The organism is Planococcus versutus, from assembly GCF_001186155.3.
GTDB lineage: Bacteria > Bacillota > Bacilli > Bacillales_A > Planococcaceae > Planococcus > Planococcus versutus.
In genome coordinates this window covers 3,054,886-3,077,751 of record NZ_CP016540.2, presented here as the reverse complement: position 1 = coordinate 3,077,751, position 22,866 = coordinate 3,054,886, and the positions used below count along the sequence as shown (strand labels likewise).

Genomic DNA, 22,866 nt, shown 5'->3' with positions numbered 1-22,866 from the left:
TTATCTATTCATAATTTTTTTCTTGGTTTTGAGTGTAACTTAAGTCTAAGTAAGTTACTTTCAAATTACTGTCTTATAAGTGCTTACGAAAAATAAAATAACCTCATTCTCTTTTTCGGTTATACTAATATTTAGAAAAAGAGGGGGTGTTTGGGGTGGAGAAAACGTTAGCTATTTACATCGCTTTTGGTGCAGCCATCGGATTCTTTTTCGGGGGGATCTGGGAAGCTATTGCGGCAATGGTCTTGATTTATATTGCGCTAAGAGTTGATCATCTTATAAAAAAATTCGAATACAGAAGATAAGCTTAACTAAAATAGCATACGCAAATGAAAGATCGCGTTCAAAAAAAGAGCACGGCTTTTTATTGAATCTGAATGTAACATAAGTGCAGTTAAGTTACATTCAGATTCGCTAAATGATGAATAAGAGAGGGGAAGAAATGAAAAGAGAAGACAGAAACTTCGCAGAGAGAGCTTTAAAAAAACTGCTGATTGGAAGTCAACTTGATGGTTTCCAATTTGGCATTGGTCCGGGGGTAGTGCGTGTCTGTTTTTCTCATTACTCTGAGCAAGATCCAGACCAGTTATGGTTGAACATCGAAGTAAGGAAAATTGCGATCATTGCTAGTGATGAGCAATTAACCACGATTTCTAAAGAAACCTTAGAAGAACTCGACGATGAAGAGTCGTTTCAGCTGCTGTTGAGAAACCGAAGAGAAAAAGTGAAAGATATTTGGCTCGGAGAAGATTCGCCGCATTTATATATTTCGCTTGAGTCCGGAAAAGTATTGTATGTAAATGGACATGATGAAAACTATGAGTGTTGGCAAGTTGGAGATAATCATGGATATGGGGATGGTGACTGGTTGATTGTGGCTGTTCCAGGTAACGAAATCGCCATATGGAGTCCTGAAGAGTTTAAATAAGATCAGTTAGGAAGAGAAAGTGAATGTAACTTAATGTGAATTAAGTTACATTCGTTTTCTAACAAAATCAATCTAGGAGGGATATAGTTGCATCCAGTATTTCTAGGAATTATTCTATTTTCTTTACTTGTTTCTTCTCTGGCATCTCTTTGGATGATAAAAACAAAAGCAAATAAATGGACAAGAATTTTAGCTGTCTTTTTTGTAAATGCACTTATCCTTTCAATTGCTTCGGTGCATCTTTACAAATTGGATGTTCAAACTTTTCATAAACAGACAGAAGGTTTATTTGATTCAATGGGTATAGTGACATTACTATTTTTCATTCCGATAAACGCATTCATAAATATTCTTGTGATGGAGTTCTTTAAAAATAAAAGAGATCGTATAGCTAATGAACGACAAATCTGAATGTAACTTAATTGCTATTAAGTTACATTCAGTTCTACATTTTCTTTGTGTGGAAAACGGAAGACCGAAAATGGAGGTGCAACGGATGGAATACAGTGGTGGCTATTTTCTTCTTTCTGCAGCAAGCGCCAATCAACCCTTTTATCTCACCCAAGTGGATGATGGCGGATTCCACCTCGAAAAGCTGATTTCGATGGATGAGGAAGTGGGCGGTGTTTTCCCCAACATTTTTGATATTTGGGCAGACCGAAAGCCTAAAAGGCCGACACCCGTCTTATCCAAATCGGTGCTGGATAAGGTCTTTGTATCCATGGTATTTGGTACGCTGGAAGACGCACTGGAAGGCTATCGGGAAGCAAGAGCCCAGGAACCGTCGGTGAGTCTGATCGGCATCAGCCTTGACGAGAAGTATCTTCCGGACTTTCACGACTGGCGGGACCCTATCAATGACGAAACTGGAGAAGGAGAGGGAGTCGTCTACTGCTTGAAAAAAAAACAACCAACTAGCAGCGGTGGGATATTCGCAGGGTACGATATTGCAGGCTATGAGCTGGGCGGCCGGTTTCTCTCGTTCTTGGGTAATCATCTTTTCAAGGATTATCTGGCACTCGATCCAAACCTTTCAATCAATAAATACGGTTTGTTTCCAGAACTGCAATCGGCAGAAGCTCTTGCCCGTTACACCAATGAGGTGCTCGCTGAACAGGGAATGGCGGAAGAAGACTTGATGTGGCTACCATGGAAAATAACAATTTATGAAGGCTTCTAAACTGAATAAAATCTTTTGTTTTTGAATGTCACTTAATCTAAATTAAGTGACATTCATTTACTTGATTCTACTGGCTTTCCAAGGGAATCATTTCGAACTAATGCCATTTGAAAAAATGATACATTCAGAATACTGTTCTGTAAGGTTTTAAAACTTGAATCTTAAAAGATCTAGGTTTACATATCGTAGTTTATCGGAAGAGACTTATAGAGAAAAGGAGAGAAGAGGTTATACGTAGCATATCTTTTCTCCTTTTTGTTCATGAAATTTTCCTTTTACGAACGCTTGAAAAACATATGGACTCATCTTTTTATCCTTGAAATATTTTTAGCAAACTTAAATACGCAGCAAAAATATTCTGACGGTTAGTGTAATATTTGGTATAGGGTTGCGAGAAATATATTAAAACATTTTGGAGGACTAAAACAATGAAAATTCAGATCATCGGGGGTTCTGGTACTGGCAAAAGCACTTTAGGTAAATATATCAGTGAAAAAGAAAAAATTAAATGGATTGATACTGATAATTATCTTTGGAAAGATAATTCCTTTACAGAAAATTTTTCAGTAGAAGAACGTAAGAAAATGTATCAAAAAGACATGGAAATACATAAAGAGTATGTTGCTTCTGGTTCTATTTTTTCATGGTGTCCAGATGGTTTCAGAAATCGAGATTTACTCGTATTCCTCTTCTTAGACGAAAAAGTCCGAATGGACAGATTACAAAAGAGAGAAATTGAACGCAAAAGCCAATTTTCGCAAATGAATACTGGCGAAAATACCAATGATTTTTTGGAATGGTGCAAGACTTATTTAACTGCAACGGAAAAAGAAATTACAGGCACTTACGCAGAACATGCTTATCAAATGGAACTATCAAAGAGCTCGGTTTTAAAGCTTGATGCTTCTCTTTCCCTTGAAGAACTGCACGTTGAAATTTTAAATTTCTACAGTTAAAAAGTAGTTTACATATCAATACTTATCGGAAGGGAGAACTTTATATAAAGGTTTTCTCTTCTTTTGGTTTGCGAACGTGTTTTCCTTACTCATTCAACTTCTATCGACTACACTTCTCAGGTATAAAGTAGCTATGCACGAAACTTTCTGACTAGGAAAACGTTTAAGTATATAGCATTATAAAGCTTAATCAGCAGACTTAGAACGTGGCGAAAACAGGCTTAGAATGAAGAAAAGAAGCCAGAAATAAGAGAGGGATCAGGATGACAGAAAGTACAGGGGAACTCATCGCTCGAAAATTGAAGGCCACGTTTCTCGCCTCATTTATTTTTGCTATGGCTTGGAGCATCTGGGATATTTATGCTGATGAAGAAATCGTCTACCATCTGGGAGAACATTTTTACGGAATGACGTTGACTTACTTTTTCTACGTCGGATTCTTTGTCCTGACTTTTGGAAATTTGGTATCCTACACGGTCGAATTATTCCAGCGGGAATGGTTTGAACGGGCCAACTGGTTGTATGTGTTTATTGTCGGGGCAAGTGGTTCCGCCATTGGGGTGCTCTTCCCATTTAAATTCTATATCATTGCGGGCATGCTGATTGCCACCCTTTGTGCTGTGATCGATAAATGGCTGCTGAGAAAGTGGCGGCAGGACAAAGGAAACAAAGCATTTTTCATCTCTGCACTTGCTGCCTTCGTGCTGCTGTGGGGGTACTTTCAACTTACAACGCCACCTTTGCCTCCAGTGACAGCAGAGGAGGCGGTTGAGTTTGTCACTAGAGATGATGATACGAAAATTGATGACTTTCCGGATGAAGTAGGGACATGGAAAGGCGTGGTTGCGGGCTATCTGGTGGAGCGAACTACGGCTGTCAAACAGCTGGAAAAAGACGTTTACCTTGTGAGTTTTTCTGAGAAATGGCAAAAAGGAACGGAAAAAGGAACCAATTTGACTTCCTATATCGTGGACCGCGGCAGCATGACGATCCAGAATCAAGGAATCAACATACCACCTTACGATATGGTGCAAGAACCAGAATAAAACCCACTCGCATCGAGGAAAGAATAAGGAAGGGGATATGGGGATGAAAAAATGGATTTTGGCAGGTTCCGTTATCTTGCTTGTTCTAACCACCTGGTGGGTAAGAAGGGAAAGCCAGGACAACAAAATCATCTACCTGGTCCCGAATGGCCAAAGCGGGTGCCACACGATTCTCTTTAACCAGCCGAACGGGAAAAGCTTGGAACTGCACAAGGATGTCATGGTGATCGCATTTGATAAAGGCGGCAATCTTCGGACCTCCTCATCAACGGCCCTTACCAGTTTTGGAGGGACCACGGAAGCTGCTTACTATGTGAACGAACAGGGAGAGCGCCTGGAAGAAATCGAGCACGAAAACTACCTGAACGCTTCACTCACTTCAAATGGCACGAAAGAAAGCTACACATTGTCTTTCGATGGTAGGGAAAATTTTTGCCCTTAAGAAATAACGAAAAGGACTTCGAAGGAGAAGTCCTTTTATTTAATTCCAATTGACCTTAGTTTAAAAGGAGTTTTCCTCTTCTTGTTCATGAGGTGGTGTAAAGCTAAAGTTAATAGCCTGCTATTTAGCTTAATTCTCGCTGGGTTATCGGAAGGGAAGAAGCGCAACCTTAGCTTCACTCCCTTCCGTTTGTTTGGGTAAGCGTCCTTCTGGGAACGGATATACTTCCAACCCAATCTGGCTTTCTCATTTGCTACTGAGTATAGTTTAAGAACGGTGTAAAACATGATTCATTGCAAAAACGGTTGTTTGAATCCAGTGAAACAGAAAATCCAATACAACAGAAGGAGGAAAAATTGAGAGACATTTTGGCAGAAATCATAACAAAAGACATTACGGGAGATCAAGCTTACGAGCTTATAAATACGGTAGTGGGTAAGTTTCATGATGGAGAATTAGATGGCGAGCTAAATTTTTTACTGGGGATGGATAATTTTGAATGGGCGGCATTTTGTCATGCAATGGACCTAGAAGTCCTAGCGGAGTGGAGAAGGACAGGCTGGCCAGATGTTTGTAGTTTTTGCCATTCCAATTTGAACTTTAGGGAGTATGGTTGGACAATCCAAGATGACCGACTTCGTTGCTTAAACTGCTTATAATTTGAGCCATACTAATCGAGTCAGTAATGACGGAATTTCTAATCTATTAAATGTAACAAAAGTGCAGTTAAGTTACATTCAAATTGAAGTTTTAAAGCATTGAGCATTTGAGGTTTGGAAGTGGAGGTTATAAATGGTGCGACTAAGTGGGCAAGAAGTTGAAATGAGATTAGGGAATACAAATTGTATAGATTCAGAATTAAAGGAATTAAACTATGATCAAAGCAAACACTTAGTAACGATGAAATATATGGGCTCAAGGGATAATGAAGTAGAGGAAAAGGAATATACCGTTTTGTTCAAAGAATGTTTTTCAGCGAGCTTTAATACTTGGTTAGAAGGGGCAGGAGGATACGTTCCCCAATCCCCTATCGAGTCAGCTTTCTTTTTTCAGGCCATATCAATCACAGGAATTGAAGTGGAGGGTGTTCATCTTTATCAGGTTCAAATGGTGATTCCCATGATGGATTGTCAGATTACCTGCAAATCAATCGCAATAGTCAGAAGTTGAAGTTGAATGTAACTTATTGTGAATTAAGTTACATTCAAATTTGCTTAAAGACACTTTTAGAAAGAGAGGGAGGAGAGAAGGATGAACATCAATCTGCTCGAAAATGCACTTGAGAAAAATGATGTGGATGATGTAGAAAGATTAATAAATGAAATTTCCTCTGATCAATACGACGAGGCAGTCCCCGTATTGATAAAACACATTACCTTAACCGAAAATTCAGGGATAAGAAATGCACTTGCTATTGCTTTGCGGGATATCGGGAATGAAAAAGCGATCTCTCCTCTGTTTGACTTGATTAATGATCCCAAGACACTCGGAAATAAAGGGACTTTGTTTTACGCTTTGGAACCCTTCGATTGCACTGGACATTTAGAGACCATTGTTCATCATTTTTTAACTGGAAACTTTGAAGTACAAGCGATGGCGTATCAACTTCTAGAATCCATGGATGGAAAAGTGCCTGCCGATACCTTGTTAACATCTCTTCAAAAGGTAAAAGAACAACTGAACGAAATTGAAAGACAACAAGAATTACATACAGACGTATTAGATCTTTTGTTTGATTTGAATGTAACTTAATAGCAATTAAGTTACATTCAAAAAGGCCAAGCAAGGGAATTCATCCCTCACTTGGCCTTTACCGTGATTCTCATAAAAACGTTATAAAATAATTTACTATCCGCAATTAAATTAAGCACACATATGTGTTAATTGATTATTCATCTTCTGGCATATCAGGGAAAACAATTGTTTTTTCGTTTATTAATAATTTAGGATTTAAATTATAATTTGTATGAAGAAAATCAATCTTATCGTCTTCAAACTGAATAACTGCAATCAAAGCATTCTCGTAATCAACAACTGCAACCTTATTCGAATTAAGATATATTTCACTTTCCGGGTGCATCTCTATAAACCAACCATTTTTACAATCAAATTTTTTCATTTTCACTTCCCCCTTATTTATATAATCAAGTTATTACTTTAAAATAACATAAAAGGAAATATTCCTGCGTGAAAGATAACTAGAAGCCTACGGGTTCTTTTTTATTATATTTGAATGTAACATAACTCTAAGTAAGTTACATTCAGTTTCAATGTTTATAACCTTTGAATTTTTAGTTTATAAGCCAAGTATTGCTATGAAAATTAAGGTGAAGACGAAACTTGCAACGATAGACATAACCCAATGAGTCTTGGTCGTTATTCTTAAAAGTTTATTCACTATAAAATTAATGATTAAAATAACTAAAAAGATGACAACGAACGTTATTAGAAAATAAATGAACAATTGGTTTCTCCACCTTTCATACATACGCTAAAGAAATAATAGTGCACTTTATTATACCTATTTATTTCCAGTAAAGTTCCGATTCTTCTAAAAAATTAATCTTCAAAGGGATTTTTCTACTCATTTTGAATGTAACATAAGTGTAATTAATTTACATTCAAAACCTTTATTTCGGTAATCTTCGAAGAGCGAGAGATAAGAATGGGGTTGCTAGAAAAAATGATACATTCAAAAGTCTATTCTGTATGGTTATAAAATCGTGTTTTTGAAAGAATCTAATTTTACATATCGTAAAGTCAGCAGAAGAGAAGGAACCCGATTAAGGTTTCTTCCCTTGTTGCTTGGAGAAGTGTACTTTTACGCACGGTCATATTCTCTGGAGGTTTGTTGCAAGTTTTTTAAGTAGCGGATATTAAAATGAACTGATATTTTTACAACCGTTTGAAGAGAGAACTAAATATGATGAAAAATCACAAAAATAATATTCCGAATACTCCGCAAATGGTAAAATAATATTATAGGTAGTGGAGGTGTTTTCCTGTTTCTATCCAGTAAAAAACAAGGAAGTTCTCCCATTCTATTTTCAACATAAGGAGTTCTTTCGATTATTCAGCAAAAGTAAGTGGAGGGAGGCCGCAATATGTGGTTTAAGCTATTACTGTTCCTATTCATCGTGTACGCAGTGAACGCCATCATCAAATTCGTTCTCAAGAAGTGGCTGAAGGTCGAGCCGCGGAAGAAGAAGTTCTTTTCGAATAATTATGTGAATGCAACTCACTTGAAAGTAGACTGGTTTGTGCGGGGGATTCTGTTGATTGCAGGGGTGGCAACGTTATTTTATGTCATTGCCGAAGAGAATTCAATTGTTTATATGCTCGTCTATGTCATTGTATTTATCATACTAACTTATACAGTGGAGGCGTACTTTGAGTGGACAGCTTCCAAGCACCCGAAGCAATCCCTTTTCATGTTGAGCGAAATGTTTGTCTGGCTCGTTGCGGTTGCCTTGCTGATCCAGTCAAGTTCATTCTTTTTAGGAATCATTGAGGGTGTCGTGACTGAAAAAACGGAAGCAAGTTTTACTGTGGAAATGGTGGCAACTGGCTTTTGGGGCGATTCGTCTGTCCAGGAAGTGCATTTGACGGATGCCACGGTTTTCAAGGGAAAAGTGGAGGCGTATGAAGAATTGAAGGAGGGAGATTTGGTGCGTGTGATGCCGTTCGATCTGCCCGTTGACTTTTCCTATTCTCTTGCTGCGGAAGTGACGGTGGAGTGACAAGGGAAGCGCAAACCGGATGGCAAGCTGAAGCATTTGGTAGTCGAATTCTCCGCTTAGTTAGCGATGCTGTCCGGAACCGGCAAAATTCATGATTTTTGCTTATTTACAGCCTTTTCATTATTACCTTGGTATTAAAGGACTGGAACAAAACTGAATAATAGAGAAATGCCTTCCGATTATTAGTGGAAAGGCATTTATGTATTTTCTTGACGAGCATTGAAACGGCTTAGCAGAAAAAACTGACTGCGTAATCATTATTATATTAAGAATTGCTTTCCAAGCTTCGAAAGATCTCATTTATAATAAATGAGGTTTACATATCATAACTTATCGGATGAAGAGAAGCTGTCTATTCAGCTTCTTATTTTTATTCTTTAGAAATAAGTTTACTCTTATATGAAGTTTACAGTTATTTGCGGAATCTAAAAGGACAAATTATTTCAAGTAGACTTACATATACACTGATAAATGAGATGGAATTTAAATCAAAAAATAAAACATTAAAATTTAAGGGTCAAAATAACGGCCAGGTCCGTCTAATATATGGAGGGAGTTGAACACAGAGATGGAGAAATCAAAAGTTTCATTTATTAAAGAGTCAGATCCGATTTTTAGTGACGACGCTGATTTACTAGTAAATCAGCTCATTCAAGAATATGCTAACGACCTGAAAAGAATCGCATTTTTATACATAAATGACCATTCCGAGTGTGAGGATATTGTACAAGAAGTTTATATCAGTTGCTTTCAGAACTTGTCTAAATTTCGAAACGAATCCAACTACAAAACATGGCTGACTCGAATCACCATCAATAAATGCAAAGACCATCAGAGACGCTGGAGTATAAAGAACTTGATTTATAAGCCCTTGAACAAATTGATGAAGAAAGAATCTTCAACAGAGGAACAGTTTTTTCACAGCCAGAATTCAAAAGAAATTTTAGCAGAGATTTCTTTGCTACCTCACAAGTTTAAAGAGGTTCTCATCTTATATTACTTCAACGAAATGACGATGTTAGAAATTAGTGACATACTTCAAATAAACCACAATACAGTAAAATCCCGACTACTGCGTGGTAAAGCAGAGCTGTTGAAAAGTTTGGAAGGAGGAGCCTTCGATGAGTCGCTTTGAGAATGAACTAAAGAAAGAAGTAAATAATTTTCTTGAAAAAAATATTCAGTTTTCACATAGGGAAGGCGAACAGCTTCGGTTTAAAATCAACCAACAGAAAAAAAGATTTGTAAAAGCTAATCCTGTGTATTTAACAGTATTGGTAGCCGCAGCCAGCCTGCTTATTTTGTTAAGTTATACTTTTGTAGAAGACAATAACTCTAATATCTTCACAGGAAGCGAGACAGTTAAAGACAGTATCGGAATCAATCAACAAAATCAGAATGAAACGTTGTATAAAGGAAAAGAATTAGTAATTGCCGCCCTAGGAGATGCACCCGAAGTAGAAGAGAAACAGATAACATTCCAAGAAATTAACTTTGAAGAATTCACAGTAAAAAAGATTAGGAATTTTGATGCTGTTTTTATAATGAATGAAAGTTTATCTGTTGCTGCGGAAAAAAGGTATACCCATATTTTTACAGATTCCAATATTCCTTTCTTCTTTATAGATTCCAATAAAGGCGCTTATCCATTCATTGATGAAAATTTGGAATATGATGAAGCGAGAGAAATCCCTTATCATGACTATTACGCTACCGGATATCTTCTAACTATCGAAGATGAAGAAATGACGTGGACCTATGAATCAAGTAAAAAAGATAACCAAGATGCTTTTTCTACTATTTTTCAAACGATTGAGAATGCTTTACCCAAAACCGTTCATACAGGAGTATTGAATAAATAACGATTAATTCGTATCGACTAGTAGTGTCATTCCTATAACTCATAAAAGAAAAGCGTAAAGAATTTGGTAGAAATCAAAAGAACTTTTGGGTGAATCCTAATTTACATATTCAGGATTATCGGAAGAAAGAAGCTCAAGACAGAGCTTCTTTTTTTGTCCGTGAAAGTGTACTTTTATGAACGCTTAGACACTAATATAGTAACATCTTCTAAAGAACTACATACTAAAATTCATTGACTTTATAAGTTTGAATATTTCGGAAATAAATTACATCTATTATAGATATACCGTTTCATGCCCGATATACTTAATATAAGAAATTTAGTAATATTGAAAAAATTAGGAGGGACTTAATTTATGTATATCAGCAAAGTGAAAATAAGTAATTTTAGAAATTTTAAAGAAACAGAAGTTGAGTTAGGCAAACAAATGGTTATTGTCGGAGAAAATAAAATTGGGAAGTCTAACTTCATACATGCACTAAGACTTGTTTTAGATCCAACTTTATCTGAAACAAGTCGTGTATTGCAGATCTCAGACTTTTGGGATGGTCTAACTCGACCATTAGATGATCAAGAAATAAGAATAGAAATTGAACTTACTGAGTTTGAACAAGACGATAAATTAAAAACCGTCCTTTCTGATTTTTTAGTGGAATCTTCACCATTAACTGCAGGCTTAACATATAAGTTTTTCCCTGAAGATGAGGACGGAAATAAAATTTATAACTTTAAAGTTTATGGAACAAAAACAGAGAATATTTTTAGTTATGAACAAAGGAAATGGTTACCTCTTGAAGTTTTATCAGGATTAAGAGACACCGAGAGCGATCTATCAAACTGGAGAAAATCTCCATTAAGGCCTTTGATAGAAAGAGCAATCGAAACCACAGATAAGCAAGAACTAGAGGACGTTGCTAAAGAAATTACTCGTTCAACAGACTCTTTGAAAGAATTGGACGAAATTGGGTCATTAACTAAAAGAATAAACAATCAATTAGAAGATATTGTAGGAGATAGGCATACGATAGAAACCAGTCTAGGTTTTTCTCCTGCCGATGCTTCAAAACTTTACCGTGCAATAAAAATGTTCATTGATGATGGAAATAGAGGAATTAATGAGGCCAGCTTAGGGTCTTCCAATTTGCTGTATTTAGTGCTGAAGCTTCTCTCTTTAGAGCAATATGTAGATGAAAATGAACGTGCTCATACTTTTTTAGCTATTGAAGAACCGGAGGCACATCTACATCCTCATTTACAAAGATTACTTTATAAATATTTGTTGAATCACGATAAGTTGGTAGTTGAGGGCTCTCAAGAGCAGACTCATATTCATAGCGTTTCTACTATTTTAACAACACACTCACCCCATATTGTAAGTGTTGCTCCATTGAAATCTATCGTTTTATTAAAGGAAACGTATGGAGAAGAAAAATCCACAAAAATAGTCTCTACTGCAAAAATATCTTTAGAGGATAAAGATGTTAAAGATTTAGAGCGCTACATTAATGTCACTAGAGGAGAAGTTCTTTTTTCTAAAGGGGTAGTATTAGTTGAAGGTGACGCAGAAGAATTTTTATTACCTTCACTATCAGAATTGCATGGAATTGACCTTGATAAACATGGAATAACTGTATGTTCGGTATCTGGCACCAACTTTCTTCCATATATCAAGCTTTTAGGAAGTGGAGGATTAGACATTCCTTTTGTAATTCTTACCGACTATGATCCAAGAGATGAGCTACCTCTAATTCATAACCGCTTAATAAAATTATTGAATTTTATAAATAATGGAGATAAATATAAAGATTTAGAAACTGAAGATTTAATTACCTATGGAGAAGAAGTTGGTATTTTTACAAATAGCCACACTTTAGAAATTGATCTATTTGATACAATGTCTGAGGAAATTACAGAAACATTAACTGAATTGACAACAAATAGTAAAGCAATTAGTAGAGCGCAAGGGTGGAGATCTGCATGTAGCATTGGAGGAGATGAAAAAAGTTTTCTTTCCGACATAGAAAATATCGGTAAAGGGAGATTTGCTCAGAGATTATCGACTAATCTTACACATAACTCGATTGTTCCTGAATATGTGAAGGGAGCTTTAGATTATGTCATTGCTAGAGTTTGATAAAGAGCTTTATAGAGGAGCGACTAAAGATTTAGCAAATAATGAAGAACAACAAAAAGTTTATGATTCTACTGGGAATTGCGTGGTACTTGCTGGTCCTGGTAGTGGAAAGTCTAAAATTCTTACATTAAAGTTAGCAAGGATTTTGAATGAAGATGTTGAAGAACCACAAGGAGTTGCTTGCTTAACTTATAATAAGGAATGCGCAAGAGAACTGAAAGAGAAGCTTTCCAATTTAGGAATCAATGAATCATCTAGAGTTTTTATTGATACCGTACATTCTTTTTGTTTAAATCATGTCATTAAACCATACAAACATTTAGTACATACGAATCTGCCAAAAGAAATTAAAGTTGCTACTTCAAAAGAAGTAAGAGAAACAATGTTTCAAACTTACAACTTAACTATCGGAAAAAATGAACGGTATACTCCAAGCTGGTCAACAGCGTTTAACGTTTATAGAAGAACATTTATAGATAGGAAATCGTCTGAATGGAAGACTAATGACAGTGATATAGCAGTATGGATTTTAAATTACGAAAATTCGTTAAGGCGTCAAGGATTAATTGATTTTGATGATATGGTTTTAAATGGATTTTGGATGATTGAGGAAAACCAATGGATTCAAGGGTTACTTAAAGCTAAGTTTCCTGTTATAGCAGTTGATGAATATCAAGATTTAGGAGTATCTTTAGATAGAATAATAAGAGTTCTCTGTATAGAAAACGACATTCGTCTTTTAGCAGTTGGAGATCCTGATCAATCAATATATGGGTTCACAGGAGCTCAACCTATACTATTGAATGACCTTGCTCATCAATCAGGTGTATTAAAAATACAACTAAAAAAGAACTATAGATCAAAAGGGAATATTGTTAAAGCATCGATTGCTTCGTTATTAGAGGAAAGAGACTTCGTTTCAAGCAGGAATGGGGAAGGAAGTATTAAGTTTTATGATATTAGGAATGGTATAGAGACGCAATGTGATTATATTTGCAAAGACATAGTCCCTAAAATTCTTGCTGCGAATCCTTCTAGTACACTCGGAGATATTGGAGTATTATACATAGATAAAAATGACGGAGATCGAATTGCTGAGAAAGTATCAAAAGAAGGTTTGCAATTTATTAGAGTGGATGGAAATGCTCCTTACAATAAAAATAAACTAACTATGTGGATAGAAAATTGTGCCATGTGGTGCTCAGGAGGATGGGTAAAAGGAAATCCCCAACTTTATAAAATTGAGGGTACTTTCAGTTCATTTTTTTCAAACTCGAATATTTCTGAAGAAAACCTAGATGCTAAAAAATTAAATTTATCTAAATTTTTATTTCAAAGTAGAGATGTTGAACTTAAACTAAGTGATTGGCTTGATGAGTTTAATAATGATATTGTTTCCGAGCTGTTAGATTGTTTCACTGAAGAACCAAGTATAGTAGAGGAATATAAGAAATTAAATGAATCGGCAAAAAGTGGACAGTTAAAGGACTTTAAAGTTTCTTCTTTATCCCGACAAGTTGGATCTAAAAGTCATTTGAATTTATATACGTTACACAGTTCTAAGGGGCTAGAGTTTAAATATGTCATTATGTTTGGCTTGGAGCATGGAAGGATACCTTGGCTGAATGTTACTGAAGAAAAGACAAATGAGTCAAGGAGATTATTTTACGTTGGCCTAACTAGAGCAAAGGATGAAATTCATTTGTTATGCTCAGGATGGTACTATGATTACTTCGATAGACGTCAAAATCACGGTTCATCTAATTTTGTATTAGAACTTAAAGAATTTGTAGATAATAATTTGTAAATCCAGTACCCTGATTTTGAAAGTCGAGCTTAATATTTTTGCTCGCAATGAATAAAAGATTATCGATAAATATTGTTATATGTATAACCAGTTTACATATCATGAGTTATCGGAAGCTGCATATCGTGCTGACAATTGTAATAGAAATTAAAAAATCTCAGTTCAGTTTGAATCGAGATTTTTATTCTATTATTTATTTTCGATAGCTCCTTAAACTAAAGCAGCAGTTATTTTAAATGCCGTTTTTAACTTGATCCCTACTGAAACATACATAATTTTGTTTGATTTCGTATGTATCACAAGCGCCGCCATCTTCCTCATAAATTTCTTTCTCTACAACCAATTCAATACTTCTATCTCCATATTCATCGTAATTGGTAATAGAAAGTAAATCCTCGCCAAGCCAATTTAACTGGACACGTCCCTTCGCATCACTAAAATAAACGGTTCTTTCTAAATCACCCTCTAAATGAAATATAACATTTACAAACGCATTGACTCCACCTGCTGCCCCACCATAATTTTGATAATAAACTTGAGCAGAATATGCCTCATTTGGTGAAGTGACTACATCTCCGTCTTTTTCACCGTTCGTATAGTAAAACTCATATGTAAAGTGTGTGTAGATTAAATATAGGCAAAATAGTAAAGCCAGAACTAAAGTTACTTTGAGGATTTTCACCATATTCCTTCACATCCTTTAAGTTCAAATAGTGTTTCTCGTTCTCACCTTTACCTGACTTACCACTTTGGTTTTATTATCTCTCATACTCACTTTTAAAAGATTTCTTATTAAACTAGACGCTTGCTTTTGAAGCAAAGTTGCAATAAGCAATAGTATAGAAGGCAACAGGGCATAGATTATAAATAGGTACGAGCATCAAAATAATCTAAAAAATTTTCATTGAACTGCATTTATTTTTTAACCAGTTTACATATGACACATTATCGGAAGTTGCTTAAATAACTAAGGAGAGAAGAGGCTGTACGTAGCGCATCTTTTCTCCTTTTTTGTACTTGAACCTTTACTTTTACGAACGTTTTAATAAGACATACAATAATTTATTTGTTCATGTCAAATTTTATTGACATAAGAAACGAAAGGGTGTTATGTTTATGTCAATAAAAACTGACAAGTAAAAAAGGAGGACATGACATGAAACAAAATATTTTTCTTTTAACTCAGTTAGAACAATTAAAGAGCTTAAGTGATCCGTTACGGGTCAAGATGCTGCATTTACTAATCGAAAAACCTTACTCGGGCCAACAGCTTTCCCAATTGTTAAATATTCCGCGTTCAAAAATCCATTACCACTTAAAGGATCTTGAAAAAAATGAATTGATTTATCTGGTCAGTGAGTCAAAAAAACGGAATATGACAGAGAAACAGTACCGATCGACCGCAAGAAGTTACATTCCTACGAAAGAACTAATGCCCTTTCAAGCACCACAAAATGAAAGCGGAAAACTAATGACTCTCACTGCGCTGGAACGGACAAAAGAAAGAGTTTTAAAAGCCCCTGATACTGCCTTTATAACAGAAACGGAAAATCCAAAAGAGTGGAGTAAAATTACCAGCCAGTTGGAAGTGAAAATGACGCAGGAAAAATTCAAAGAATGGGTTATGAAATACCAAAATTTGCTAGAAGAATTAACAGGGGTGGTAGAAGAGAGCGAAGATGCGGAGTGGTTCTATATTTCGACCTTCGGCTTCCGTATGAATGAGCCTTTCTTCAATTCATCGGAAGATGGAGAAGAGTATGAGTAGCAAACTGTCTAAAATTAAAGAACGCTATCGACAAATTCCTTTTTTGGTGTGGTCTTTGCTTTTAGCCAATATTATCTTCAATACATTTCGTTTTATGTCTATGCCATTCATGGCCATTTATTTCAGCGAAAAACTGAACCTTACGCCTGCAGAAGTCGGTGTTTTGATTGGAATTTCTCCTCTCAGTTCTTTGGTTTTCAGTGTTGTAGGCGGTAGGATTGCGGATAGGTTTGGGATACACAAAGTATATCCTATCGCTTTGCTTATTCCAGCAGCGAGTTTGATTGGGTATATCGTCTTCGAAAATTATCTGGTTATCGCACTGTTTTCTGTCTTAGCTGGAATTGGTTGGACTGTTTATAATTCGACTAGTAATTCGATTCTTGCGCTGCATACTCCTAAAGCGCATACTGAAGTGGTTTTCGGTTATAACTACTGGGTTATCAATCTAGGCGGGGTTATAGGGCCGCTGCTGGGTGTACTCGTCATTGAGATGGGAAGTTATGAAACACCCATTGTATTGTTTTCGATTATTTTAGTTGCGCTGGCTGGATCAATGATTGGTTTGTTCCGTGTCAAAAAAGCAGATATCTCTGCTCACTATATAGAGGCAGAAAAAGAACTAGCAGGCTCTACGTCAATATTCACCTTACTCACGAAAGACCGTGTACTGATATGGCTGATGCTTAGTTATTTCTTTATCTTTTTCATCGAAGCGCAAGTCGATACGAACATTGCGCAATATTTAAATGGCTCTTTTGAAGATGGCGTCCGCTTGTTTGGATTGCTAGTTGCTATGATGACCGGCTTGATTGTCGTCTTACAACCGATTATAACGCACGTTTTCAGTCGGTTTAGCAATGTGCGCTCCTTCGTATTTGGTAACAGTCTTTACTTTCTTGGATTTTTGATTTTGTTGTTCTTAAATAATTTTACCTACGCATGGTTTATTTCTTTTGCGTTTATCACGATTGGAGAAATGATAGTAGCACCGCGAATGCAAGCAGTCATGGCGAAAAGCGCTCCGACAAATTTGAAAGCTACTTATTTTTCTTTAATAGGCGCTGGTGGAAACTTTGCCTATGCGATTGGACCTGGAATCGGGGGTCTACTTTTAACCAATCTATCTATAAATTATTTGTTTCTGTTCCTGTTATTCATTGTGTTTGCTCAATTCTTTGCATTGGTTCAAGCTAATAAATCTTATAACCTCAAAATCTCCGATTCATCAAGCCCACCGACCATCAATGGGATAAAGAAATCGTGAAAGTGGGAAGCATTGAGTTTACATATTCCGGATTATCGGAAGTTGTTTTCATCAAATTAGAGAATAACCTGGATCAACAAAATAAGAGTCCGGCAAAGCGAGCACTTTAGAAGTGCCGACATGCCGGACTCTTTTTAGTCGGAGAAACCTGTTCTTCATTTAAGTTAGCTTAATCGCTCTTCAGCCATCTTATAAATTTTCTCTTTATCGCGTTTCCCAATGGCTACAATCTGAATCACTTGGATGGTTCCCACGGCTTCTCTGAAAATAATCCGCAGGCCCATCTTCTTGTTTTTCAGCTTGTTGCATTGCGCTAAATCGCCATGAAGGGATTGGCCAGCTTCCATGCCTCTCAATTTGATTCGGTCCAGCGCTTTATGGACGAAAATCTTTTGGCTGCCATCAAGCTGTTCATAATCTTCCTTTGAATACTGTGTCCATTCAAGCTGATACAACGGTTATTCCCACCCGTCTTCTTCATCAATGACAGGGGGGCAGTTGCGATGGCTCCGCGGACTTCTACGTCTGTAAAAGTAGAAACATTTTCTTTCAGCAGCCGTTTTTCAGCCATCAAATCAGCCAGTTGATCGTAAAGTTCTTCTATTTCTCTGTTCAAGGACTCGTATTGTTTTTGGGTAAGCATCACACCGGCAACCTTTTCACGGTTGAAGACATACACGCCAGCAGCTTCTTGATCGGCCTTCTGAAAAGCTTCCATGGGTGACCGTTTGACATTCGAAATCGAAGTTGTGGGGATATCGAGTATTCTCATCGCCATTTCTATCCACTCCTTTAAGTTAGTTTCATTATATACTTTTTAAAAGACTTTTAAAAGTCTTTTTACTTCATCTACAAAAACTAGAAGTATTAAATCATAAGACTTTTGATATTCGTTCGGAAAAGTGTACTTTTACGAACGCTTTTCTGAGGGGATCTGATAACAGAAATATAACGAAGTAGAATTTCAGAAAGTTCTATTTATAATCAAAAATAATGGATATAATTGGTATGATGAAAGAAATCAATAAATCCACTACTTGAAAAGGATTGGACAACTTATGGAGATATCTTTAAATCTATTACAAGAAGTCGATGCAGAAGCGTTATTTAAGTTTGAGTCTGAAAATCGATGGTTTTTTGAAAAAATGGTTCCAAGTCGCGGTGACGATTACTATTCTTTCGAAACATTTATAAGAAGACATCATGAATTGCTAAAGGAACAAAAGAATGGCCTTTCTTATTTTTACTTGATTACCAATGATGCTGGAGAAATTGTAGGAAGAATCAACTTGGTTGATAAGAAAGATAACATTGCAGACATAGGATTTAGAGTAGGGGCTACATATGTGGGAAAGGGAATCGGAAATCAGGCATTAAATCTACTATTGAAAACTGATTTAAGTGTGAAACAAATACGTGGGAAAACGACGACTGTTAACCATGCATCGCAAAAGGTGTTAGAAAGAAATGGGTTTAAGCAAGTTCGAGTAGGCGATGAAGAATTCGAAATGAACGGGGAAATAATGAAGTTTACACATTATTTGTGGGGAAATGAAAACCCTCGTTTGTAAAAGAGAATGAATCGATTTTATTGCTACTCAATTTATAAATAAAATTAAGAAAGTCTGCCTTACGTTTCAATCAGATTCGAACTTGCTTATTAAAAGTTTGAGATTAAAATAAGATTAAGTAAATTGCCTAAGTGAATGTAACAAAAGTGCAGTTAAGTTACATTCAAAAATAGAGATTTTAAGAAATCGTTAAAATTAAGGAGCGTTTCAGTATGGTCGAAATTCGTAAAGGAACTAATAGTGATGCGGAACAAATAGTAAGGGTAATGAAAAATGCAGAGGAATCCGGATATATGTTATTTGATCCTGGCGAAAGAAAAGTTGCATCTGAATCATTTGCTAAATTTATTGATGCTACAAACGAGCATGAAAAATCCGGAATATTTGTTGTTGAGGAGAATGGGCAAATTTTAGGCTACATGTTTGTTCAAAATGAGAAGCCTAAGCGAATTTCACATCGAGCCTATGTTGTTGTTGGCATTCATAGTGATAGCCGAGGAAAAGGCATTGGAAAAGCTTTGTTTATACATAATTCTTGACGGTCTCACTTGATGAATTGACAATTTACATATTAATTAGAGGAACTTAACTATGTAGGGAAAAACATAAAATACATTGGCATTTACATTTCTTATATTGAATGATATTTAAACGTTTCTTTTAAACTTTTAGTAAATTTCACTGCACTTAGAGTCTAAAATGATCACGATAATTAATTTAATAATTAGTTAATAAGAATGAGTTTAAAACAGAATTCCAATTGTTGCTATTTTTTCAAAAGAAAAATGGTAAAATAGAATTATTACATATACTTAATTATCAAATTATATAAAACAGAGAGGTGCTTAAAGTGACTAATCCATATATAAAATATCTTCAGTCAATGAACAATGCGAGTAGTTCTAATGATAATGCTATAGCAGAGTCGCAAATTACAAGTTCTTATTATGACCATATTCGTATAGAAAGAGAATTGGGAACTTATTTAATAGATACTATAAAAGAGAAGCCATCTGTTATCCTCCTTACGGGTCATGCTGGCGATGGGAAAACAGGTTTACTCCACCAGATACTAAGAACATTAAGTGTGATCCGTCCACAGGATAATTTAAAGATTAAAGATGTCCGCTATATTGAACAACTTTCTAGTTCATTGTTATATGTCAAAGATATGAGTGAATTATCTTTGTTGGAACAGGTTGCTTATCTTGAGGAAGGATTTGAAGTTAAGGCGCAGGGTGGGTCGGCAATTATTATTTCAAATACAGGTCCTTTAATTGAAGCATTTAAAGAATATGCAAAGGGCATAGCCAGTAATGCTGACTTAGATGCTATTGAGATGGATCTTCTAAAAATGATGGACAACAATGGTGGGGAAGCTGAATTTATCGGAAAGCAGGAAGTTGTGTTAATTAATTTGGCAAGGATAGATAACACAGATTTGGTGCCTAAATTGTTTGAAAATATTCTTCAACCTGAATTATGGTCACCTTGTCAGACCTGTAATGTCGCAAAAAGTTGTCCAATTTACAATAATTATAATACTATACAAAAAAATAAAGAATCGGTAACAAATTTTATTGAAGCTTTTTACAGGTGGCTGTATGAAACAGATAAACGATTAACCATACGCCAAATCTTGGCACATTTAACTTATTCTATTACTGGAAATTTAGATTGTAGAACGTTAAATATTAAAAAAACGGAAGATAATCTATTCAACTATCATTTTGCAAATTTATTTTTCGGTTATATTGGTATTGAAAGTTCAAACGATGCCCAGAAAATAAAAGCTATACAAGAAATTCAATCATTACGTATAGATGAAAAGGATCTTCCGCATAATTACGATATATTTGTGAGAAATGATTTTTCGAAATTTAAAAATGAAGTTCGTCATTTAACTGAAAATTTTTGGACTAATGAAATGCGTTTTTATAATAGAAACACTAGTAATTTATATTCAGAAGAGAAACCATATTTATTGAGAAAAGCACTGAGACGGATGCAAGTCTTATTTGGTGAATATTTGGTTGAAGAACAAAATAAACTTTTAGGAAAAGTCTTTGTACCAATTTTCCCTGATTATTTAAGAATGAGAGAAGAACCTTTTAAGAAAAGAGACTTACGAAATTTAGAATATATGGTTATTCGGGCACTGAAATCTATTATAAATGGGAATAATGAAGACTTAAATGATGAAGAAATATTGTATCTTCCTTTAAAAAGGAGCGATGGAGAAGCTCAAGATGTCCAACTGTTATTGGGTAAAGTAGAAACTAATGAGATTTCAATTGTTCAAAAGAAAATCGAATCAAAATTTGATGATAAAGTTAGTTTTTATCAAGTTGAACTTAAATTTTCCGAAATTGAGGAATCTTTTCCACTCTCATTGTTATTGCTAGATTATTTCGATAATATTGCTCGTGGTTCAATTTCAACAAAACTAAATCCTTCATTATCTCACGGCGTTGATAAGATGAAAGCGAAAATTTATAAAGCTTACAAATTTAGTGACACAAACGGAGAAATTAAAGTTTTGGTAAAAACATCACGAGGTCCTTTATTAATTAATATGGACCTTGATGACGAAAGTTTATACGTAAAATAAGATACTGGAGGAGAGAAAATTGGAAACAGAATATCCACCATTGAAGAACTTAAAAATTTCGGAAAAAAATCCTCAAATCCAAATATATGGACAAAGACTATTTAAAGACCAAACTTTATATGAATATTTATTAGAATTCTTGATTGTATTTATCTCTAAGAAAAGTGATGCACAATATGATAATGCAGACGAAGGATTTTCTTTTTATGTACCTAATAATGGGGAAAAATTAACGTATTTCCCGGTTCCAAAGATAGGTTTGAAAAGGTTTGTTTTCTTTAATCATAGCGAACAAGAAAAAAGATTTGCTATAGATAAATCTGCCTTATCTGCCCATCGAAAACATTTAGAATCCTTAATTGAGAAGAAGAATAATAGTAAACTATCCAACGAATTGACTTTAGAAATATTACAGGATTTGTTATATGGCTTTAACGCAGTTACAAGGAAGAGGTCATGGTTTGCACAATCACTTTTACCTCTTGCACCAGAAATGATATTTTGTGAAGCAATTGGAAGTAAAAGTGTTCGTAAAAAGCTTTCGAATTTTGAGGAAGATAGTGAGGAGAGTATGTGGGCCAAAGCTGACAAGAAGTTTAATTTTGACCAACATGCGTTTATGGCAAGAGGGGGAGAAGTATACTATCTGCACGTTGCCCAAGCCCTTCAAAATGAAGACCCAGAATATAGAGAAAAAATTACTGATGGAATTAAAAACATGATTACAAGCATAGAACAACTTAGCCAAATCTCTACGTTCATTCAAAATCAATGGGAAGAAGTAGTCGACAATACTAACGATAGCGATCTTTATTTCCATTATATTAAGAAGACTGCTGAATTTATACCCAGTGCCTATGCTAAAAGAGGAGATAATACACTTGAAGAAATTAACAATCTTATTAGCTGTGAATTAGATCCTTTCGAAAAAATAAAGCTGTTTGGAACTCTTATTGCTATGCAAATTATTCGATTAATGACATTGCAAGCTACTGAAACAATAAAAGGTGATGATTCTCAAGAGTGGTTAGTGGATTTGGTAAATAATTCAAAAAGTCCGATTCGTAAATTAGCAGTAAATTCTTATAGGGAACTAGAAGAAAATGTTTATAGAGCGGTACACTATGCTGATATAAATGAATATATAGATAAAAATTCGAAAATGACAATGGCGAAGACATTAGATGCAGCTGCTAAAGATACAAATTTATTAGTACGCCGGTTGGGAAAAGATATAAACCTTGTTATTCCAAATAAAGGACCCAATATGCGTTTCAGTTTGAATGAAGATTTAGTTAAGGTGCTAGTATTGACTTTAATTGCTCCCGGCGAAAGAATATTATTTTCTACTTTTTTGAAGAAGTGTTATAAACATTTCAAAATTATTATAGGATCAAGGGAAGCGGCTCAACACTTTCATGAACAAGATATGGATCATTTGGTTGATTTTGATGAGAATGAAGTTGCATTCCAGCAATTATTGAAAGACTGTGGTTTTTTAAGAAACTTATCTGATGCAACATCTATAGTTGAAAATCCATTTAAAGGGTGA

25 protein-coding genes are annotated in these 22,866 nt (G+C 35.3%); 21 read left to right on the top strand and 4 right to left on the bottom strand.

What is annotated here, in order from left to right:
* Positions 1-155: 155 nt before the first annotated feature.
* The 10 genes from I858_RS17245 to I858_RS15425 all read left to right on the top strand — a co-directional run bounded on the left by I858_RS17245 (position 156) and on the right by I858_RS15425 (position 6,304).
* Positions 156-305 (top strand): hypothetical protein, encoded by a 150-nt coding sequence (locus I858_RS17245; protein ID WP_204249429.1) that lies wholly within the window; start codon positions 156-158, stop codon positions 303-305.
* Positions 306-442: 137 nt separating this feature from the next.
* The gene (locus I858_RS15465; RefSeq protein WP_049693731.1) at positions 443-928 is read left to right on the top strand and encodes a hypothetical protein; all 486 of its coding nucleotides are present in this window, start codon (positions 443-445) and stop codon (positions 926-928) included.
* A gap of 87 nt (positions 929-1,015) precedes the next feature.
* Positions 1,016-1,339, top strand: a complete 324-nt coding sequence (locus tag I858_RS15460) for a hypothetical protein (protein WP_049693730.1) — start codon at positions 1,016-1,018, stop codon at positions 1,337-1,339.
* Positions 1,340-1,424: 85 nt separating this feature from the next.
* Positions 1,425-2,108: a hypothetical protein gene (locus I858_RS15455; RefSeq protein WP_071645375.1), complete on the top strand. Its 684-nt coding sequence runs from the start codon at positions 1,425-1,427 to the stop codon at positions 2,106-2,108.
* A 428-nt stretch (positions 2,109-2,536) separates the two neighbouring features.
* On the top strand, positions 2,537-3,064 hold the full coding sequence (locus I858_RS15450; protein ID WP_049693728.1) for an AAA family ATPase: 528 nt from the start codon (positions 2,537-2,539) through the stop codon (positions 3,062-3,064).
* Positions 3,065-3,327: 263 nt separating this feature from the next.
* The gene (locus tag I858_RS15445) at positions 3,328-4,110 is read left to right on the top strand and encodes a hypothetical protein (protein ID WP_049693727.1); all 783 of its coding nucleotides are present in this window, start codon (positions 3,328-3,330) and stop codon (positions 4,108-4,110) included.
* Between the two features lie 43 nt (positions 4,111-4,153).
* Positions 4,154-4,552 carry a DUF6843 domain-containing protein gene (locus I858_RS15440; protein WP_049693726.1) on the top strand — a complete coding sequence of 133 codons (399 nt, stop codon included), beginning with the start codon at positions 4,154-4,156 and terminating at the stop codon, positions 4,550-4,552.
* Between the two features lie 356 nt (positions 4,553-4,908).
* Complete coding sequence (locus I858_RS15435; RefSeq protein ID WP_049693725.1) at positions 4,909-5,211, top strand: hypothetical protein; 303 nt, start codon at positions 4,909-4,911, stop codon at positions 5,209-5,211.
* Between the two features lie 133 nt (positions 5,212-5,344).
* Entirely contained in the window at positions 5,345-5,722 is a 378-nt protein-coding gene (locus I858_RS15430) for a hypothetical protein (protein WP_049693724.1), read from the top strand.
* A gap of 81 nt (positions 5,723-5,803) precedes the next feature.
* A complete protein-coding gene (locus I858_RS15425) occupies positions 5,804-6,304 on the top strand; it encodes a HEAT repeat domain-containing protein (RefSeq protein ID WP_049693723.1) in 501 nt (166 codons plus the stop codon).
* A gap of 136 nt (positions 6,305-6,440) precedes the next feature.
* On the opposite strand, the gene I858_RS15420 is transcribed toward I858_RS15425, so the two are convergent.
* A complete protein-coding gene (locus I858_RS15420; protein WP_038703704.1) occupies positions 6,441-6,671 on the bottom strand; it encodes a hypothetical protein in 231 nt (76 codons plus the stop codon).
* A gap of 985 nt (positions 6,672-7,656) precedes the next feature.
* Between I858_RS15420 and I858_RS15410 the strand changes: the two genes are divergently transcribed.
* From I858_RS15410 to I858_RS15390, 5 genes are all read left to right on the top strand, one after another.
* Positions 7,657-8,292, top strand: coding sequence for a DUF4181 domain-containing protein (locus I858_RS15410; protein WP_049693722.1), 636 nt, complete (start codon positions 7,657-7,659; stop codon positions 8,290-8,292).
* Positions 8,293-8,860: 568 nt separating this feature from the next.
* Positions 8,861-9,427, top strand: a complete 567-nt coding sequence (locus tag I858_RS15405) for a sigma-70 family RNA polymerase sigma factor (protein WP_049693721.1) — start codon at positions 8,861-8,863, stop codon at positions 9,425-9,427.
* A complete protein-coding gene (locus I858_RS15400) occupies positions 9,414-10,154 on the top strand; it encodes a hypothetical protein (RefSeq protein ID WP_049693720.1) in 741 nt (246 codons plus the stop codon). The genes I858_RS15405 and I858_RS15400 overlap by 14 nt, the downstream gene beginning before the upstream one ends.
* Before the next feature lie 357 nt (positions 10,155-10,511).
* Entirely contained in the window at positions 10,512-12,290 is a 1,779-nt protein-coding gene (locus I858_RS15395; protein ID WP_049693719.1) for an ATP-dependent nuclease, read from the top strand.
* Positions 12,271-14,097, top strand: a complete 1,827-nt coding sequence (locus I858_RS15390) for a UvrD-helicase domain-containing protein (RefSeq protein WP_049693718.1) — start codon at positions 12,271-12,273, stop codon at positions 14,095-14,097. Before I858_RS15395 ends, I858_RS15390 begins: the two co-directional genes overlap by 20 nt.
* A gap of 232 nt (positions 14,098-14,329) precedes the next feature.
* On the opposite strand, the gene I858_RS15385 is transcribed toward I858_RS15390, so the two are convergent.
* A complete protein-coding gene (locus I858_RS15385) occupies positions 14,330-14,782 on the bottom strand; it encodes a DUF5412 family protein (protein WP_049693717.1) in 453 nt (150 codons plus the stop codon).
* A 471-nt stretch (positions 14,783-15,253) separates the two neighbouring features.
* Here I858_RS15385 and I858_RS15380 point away from each other — a divergent pair, with 471 nt between their 5' ends.
* Complete coding sequence (locus I858_RS15380) at positions 15,254-15,865, top strand: winged helix-turn-helix domain-containing protein (protein WP_049693716.1); 612 nt, start codon at positions 15,254-15,256, stop codon at positions 15,863-15,865.
* Positions 15,858-17,132: an MFS transporter gene (locus tag I858_RS15375; RefSeq protein WP_049693715.1), complete on the top strand. Its 1,275-nt coding sequence runs from the start codon at positions 15,858-15,860 to the stop codon at positions 17,130-17,132. The genes I858_RS15380 and I858_RS15375 overlap by 8 nt, the downstream gene beginning before the upstream one ends.
* A 164-nt stretch (positions 17,133-17,296) precedes the next feature.
* Here the strand turns inward: I858_RS15375 and I858_RS15370 are convergent, their stop codons facing one another.
* Both I858_RS15370 and I858_RS17145 read right to left on the bottom strand, forming a co-directional pair.
* Positions 17,297-17,488 carry a hypothetical protein gene (locus I858_RS15370; protein WP_239457187.1) on the bottom strand — a complete coding sequence of 64 codons (192 nt, stop codon included), beginning with the start codon at positions 17,486-17,488 and terminating at the stop codon, positions 17,297-17,299.
* Positions 17,485-17,910 carry a hypothetical protein gene (locus tag I858_RS17145; protein WP_162273615.1) on the bottom strand — a complete coding sequence of 142 codons (426 nt, stop codon included), beginning with the start codon at positions 17,908-17,910 and terminating at the stop codon, positions 17,485-17,487. Before I858_RS17145 ends, I858_RS15370 begins: the two co-directional genes overlap by 4 nt.
* 280 nt (positions 17,911-18,190) lie before the next feature.
* On the opposite strand from I858_RS17145, the gene I858_RS15365 reads away from it, so the two are divergent.
* The 4 genes from I858_RS15365 to I858_RS15350 all read left to right on the top strand — a co-directional run bounded on the left by I858_RS15365 (position 18,191) and on the right by I858_RS15350 (position 22,866).
* On the top strand, positions 18,191-18,703 hold the full coding sequence (locus I858_RS15365; protein ID WP_049693712.1) for a GNAT family N-acetyltransferase: 513 nt from the start codon (positions 18,191-18,193) through the stop codon (positions 18,701-18,703).
* A 212-nt stretch (positions 18,704-18,915) separates the two neighbouring features.
* Entirely contained in the window at positions 18,916-19,242 is a 327-nt protein-coding gene (locus tag I858_RS15360) for a GNAT family N-acetyltransferase (protein ID WP_053221271.1), read from the top strand.
* Positions 19,243-19,553: 311 nt separating this feature from the next.
* Positions 19,554-21,314: a hypothetical protein gene (locus tag I858_RS15355; RefSeq protein WP_049693711.1), complete on the top strand. Its 1,761-nt coding sequence runs from the start codon at positions 19,554-19,556 to the stop codon at positions 21,312-21,314.
* 19 nt (positions 21,315-21,333) lie between these two features.
* Positions 21,334-22,866, top strand: coding sequence for a hypothetical protein (locus I858_RS15350; RefSeq protein ID WP_049693710.1), 1,533 nt, complete (start codon positions 21,334-21,336; stop codon positions 22,864-22,866).

What these genes read in the sequence shown, in the direction of transcription:
- I858_RS15465 (WP_049693731.1), top strand. Translation starts at nt 443, where the DNA reads ATGAAAAGAGAAGACAGAAACTTCGCAGAGAGAGCTTTAAAAAAACTG.
- I858_RS15455 (WP_071645375.1), top strand. Translation starts at nt 1,425, where the DNA reads ATGGAATACAGTGGTGGCTATTTTCTTCTTTCTGCAGCAAGCGCCAAT.
- I858_RS15450 (WP_049693728.1), top strand. Translation starts at nt 2,537, where the DNA reads ATGAAAATTCAGATCATCGGGGGTTCTGGTACTGGCAAAAGCACTTTA.
- I858_RS15445 (WP_049693727.1), top strand. Translation starts at nt 3,328, where the DNA reads ATGACAGAAAGTACAGGGGAACTCATCGCTCGAAAATTGAAGGCCACG.
- I858_RS15440 (WP_049693726.1), top strand. Translation starts at nt 4,154, where the DNA reads ATGAAAAAATGGATTTTGGCAGGTTCCGTTATCTTGCTTGTTCTAACC.
- I858_RS15430 (WP_049693724.1), top strand. Translation starts at nt 5,345, where the DNA reads ATGGTGCGACTAAGTGGGCAAGAAGTTGAAATGAGATTAGGGAATACA.
- I858_RS15425 (WP_049693723.1), top strand. Translation starts at nt 5,804, where the DNA reads ATGAACATCAATCTGCTCGAAAATGCACTTGAGAAAAATGATGTGGAT.
- I858_RS15420 (WP_038703704.1), bottom strand. Translation starts at nt 6,671, where the DNA reads ATGAAAAAATTTGATTGTAAAAATGGTTGGTTTATAGAGATGCACCCG.
- I858_RS15410 (WP_049693722.1), top strand. Translation starts at nt 7,657, where the DNA reads ATGTGGTTTAAGCTATTACTGTTCCTATTCATCGTGTACGCAGTGAAC.
- I858_RS15405 (WP_049693721.1), top strand. Translation starts at nt 8,861, where the DNA reads ATGGAGAAATCAAAAGTTTCATTTATTAAAGAGTCAGATCCGATTTTT.
- I858_RS15400 (WP_049693720.1), top strand. Translation starts at nt 9,414, where the DNA reads ATGAGTCGCTTTGAGAATGAACTAAAGAAAGAAGTAAATAATTTTCTT.
- I858_RS15395 (WP_049693719.1), top strand. Translation starts at nt 10,512, where the DNA reads ATGTATATCAGCAAAGTGAAAATAAGTAATTTTAGAAATTTTAAAGAA.
- I858_RS15390 (WP_049693718.1), top strand. Translation starts at nt 12,271, where the DNA reads ATGTCATTGCTAGAGTTTGATAAAGAGCTTTATAGAGGAGCGACTAAA.
- I858_RS15385 (WP_049693717.1), bottom strand. Translation starts at nt 14,782, where the DNA reads ATGGTGAAAATCCTCAAAGTAACTTTAGTTCTGGCTTTACTATTTTGC.
- I858_RS15380 (WP_049693716.1), top strand. Translation starts at nt 15,254, where the DNA reads ATGAAACAAAATATTTTTCTTTTAACTCAGTTAGAACAATTAAAGAGC.
- I858_RS15375 (WP_049693715.1), top strand. Translation starts at nt 15,858, where the DNA reads ATGAGTAGCAAACTGTCTAAAATTAAAGAACGCTATCGACAAATTCCT.
- I858_RS17145 (WP_162273615.1), bottom strand. Translation starts at nt 17,910, where the DNA reads ATGGCGATGAGAATACTCGATATCCCCACAACTTCGATTTCGAATGTC.
- I858_RS15365 (WP_049693712.1), top strand. Translation starts at nt 18,191, where the DNA reads ATGGAGATATCTTTAAATCTATTACAAGAAGTCGATGCAGAAGCGTTA.
- I858_RS15360 (WP_053221271.1), top strand. Translation starts at nt 18,916, where the DNA reads ATGGTCGAAATTCGTAAAGGAACTAATAGTGATGCGGAACAAATAGTA.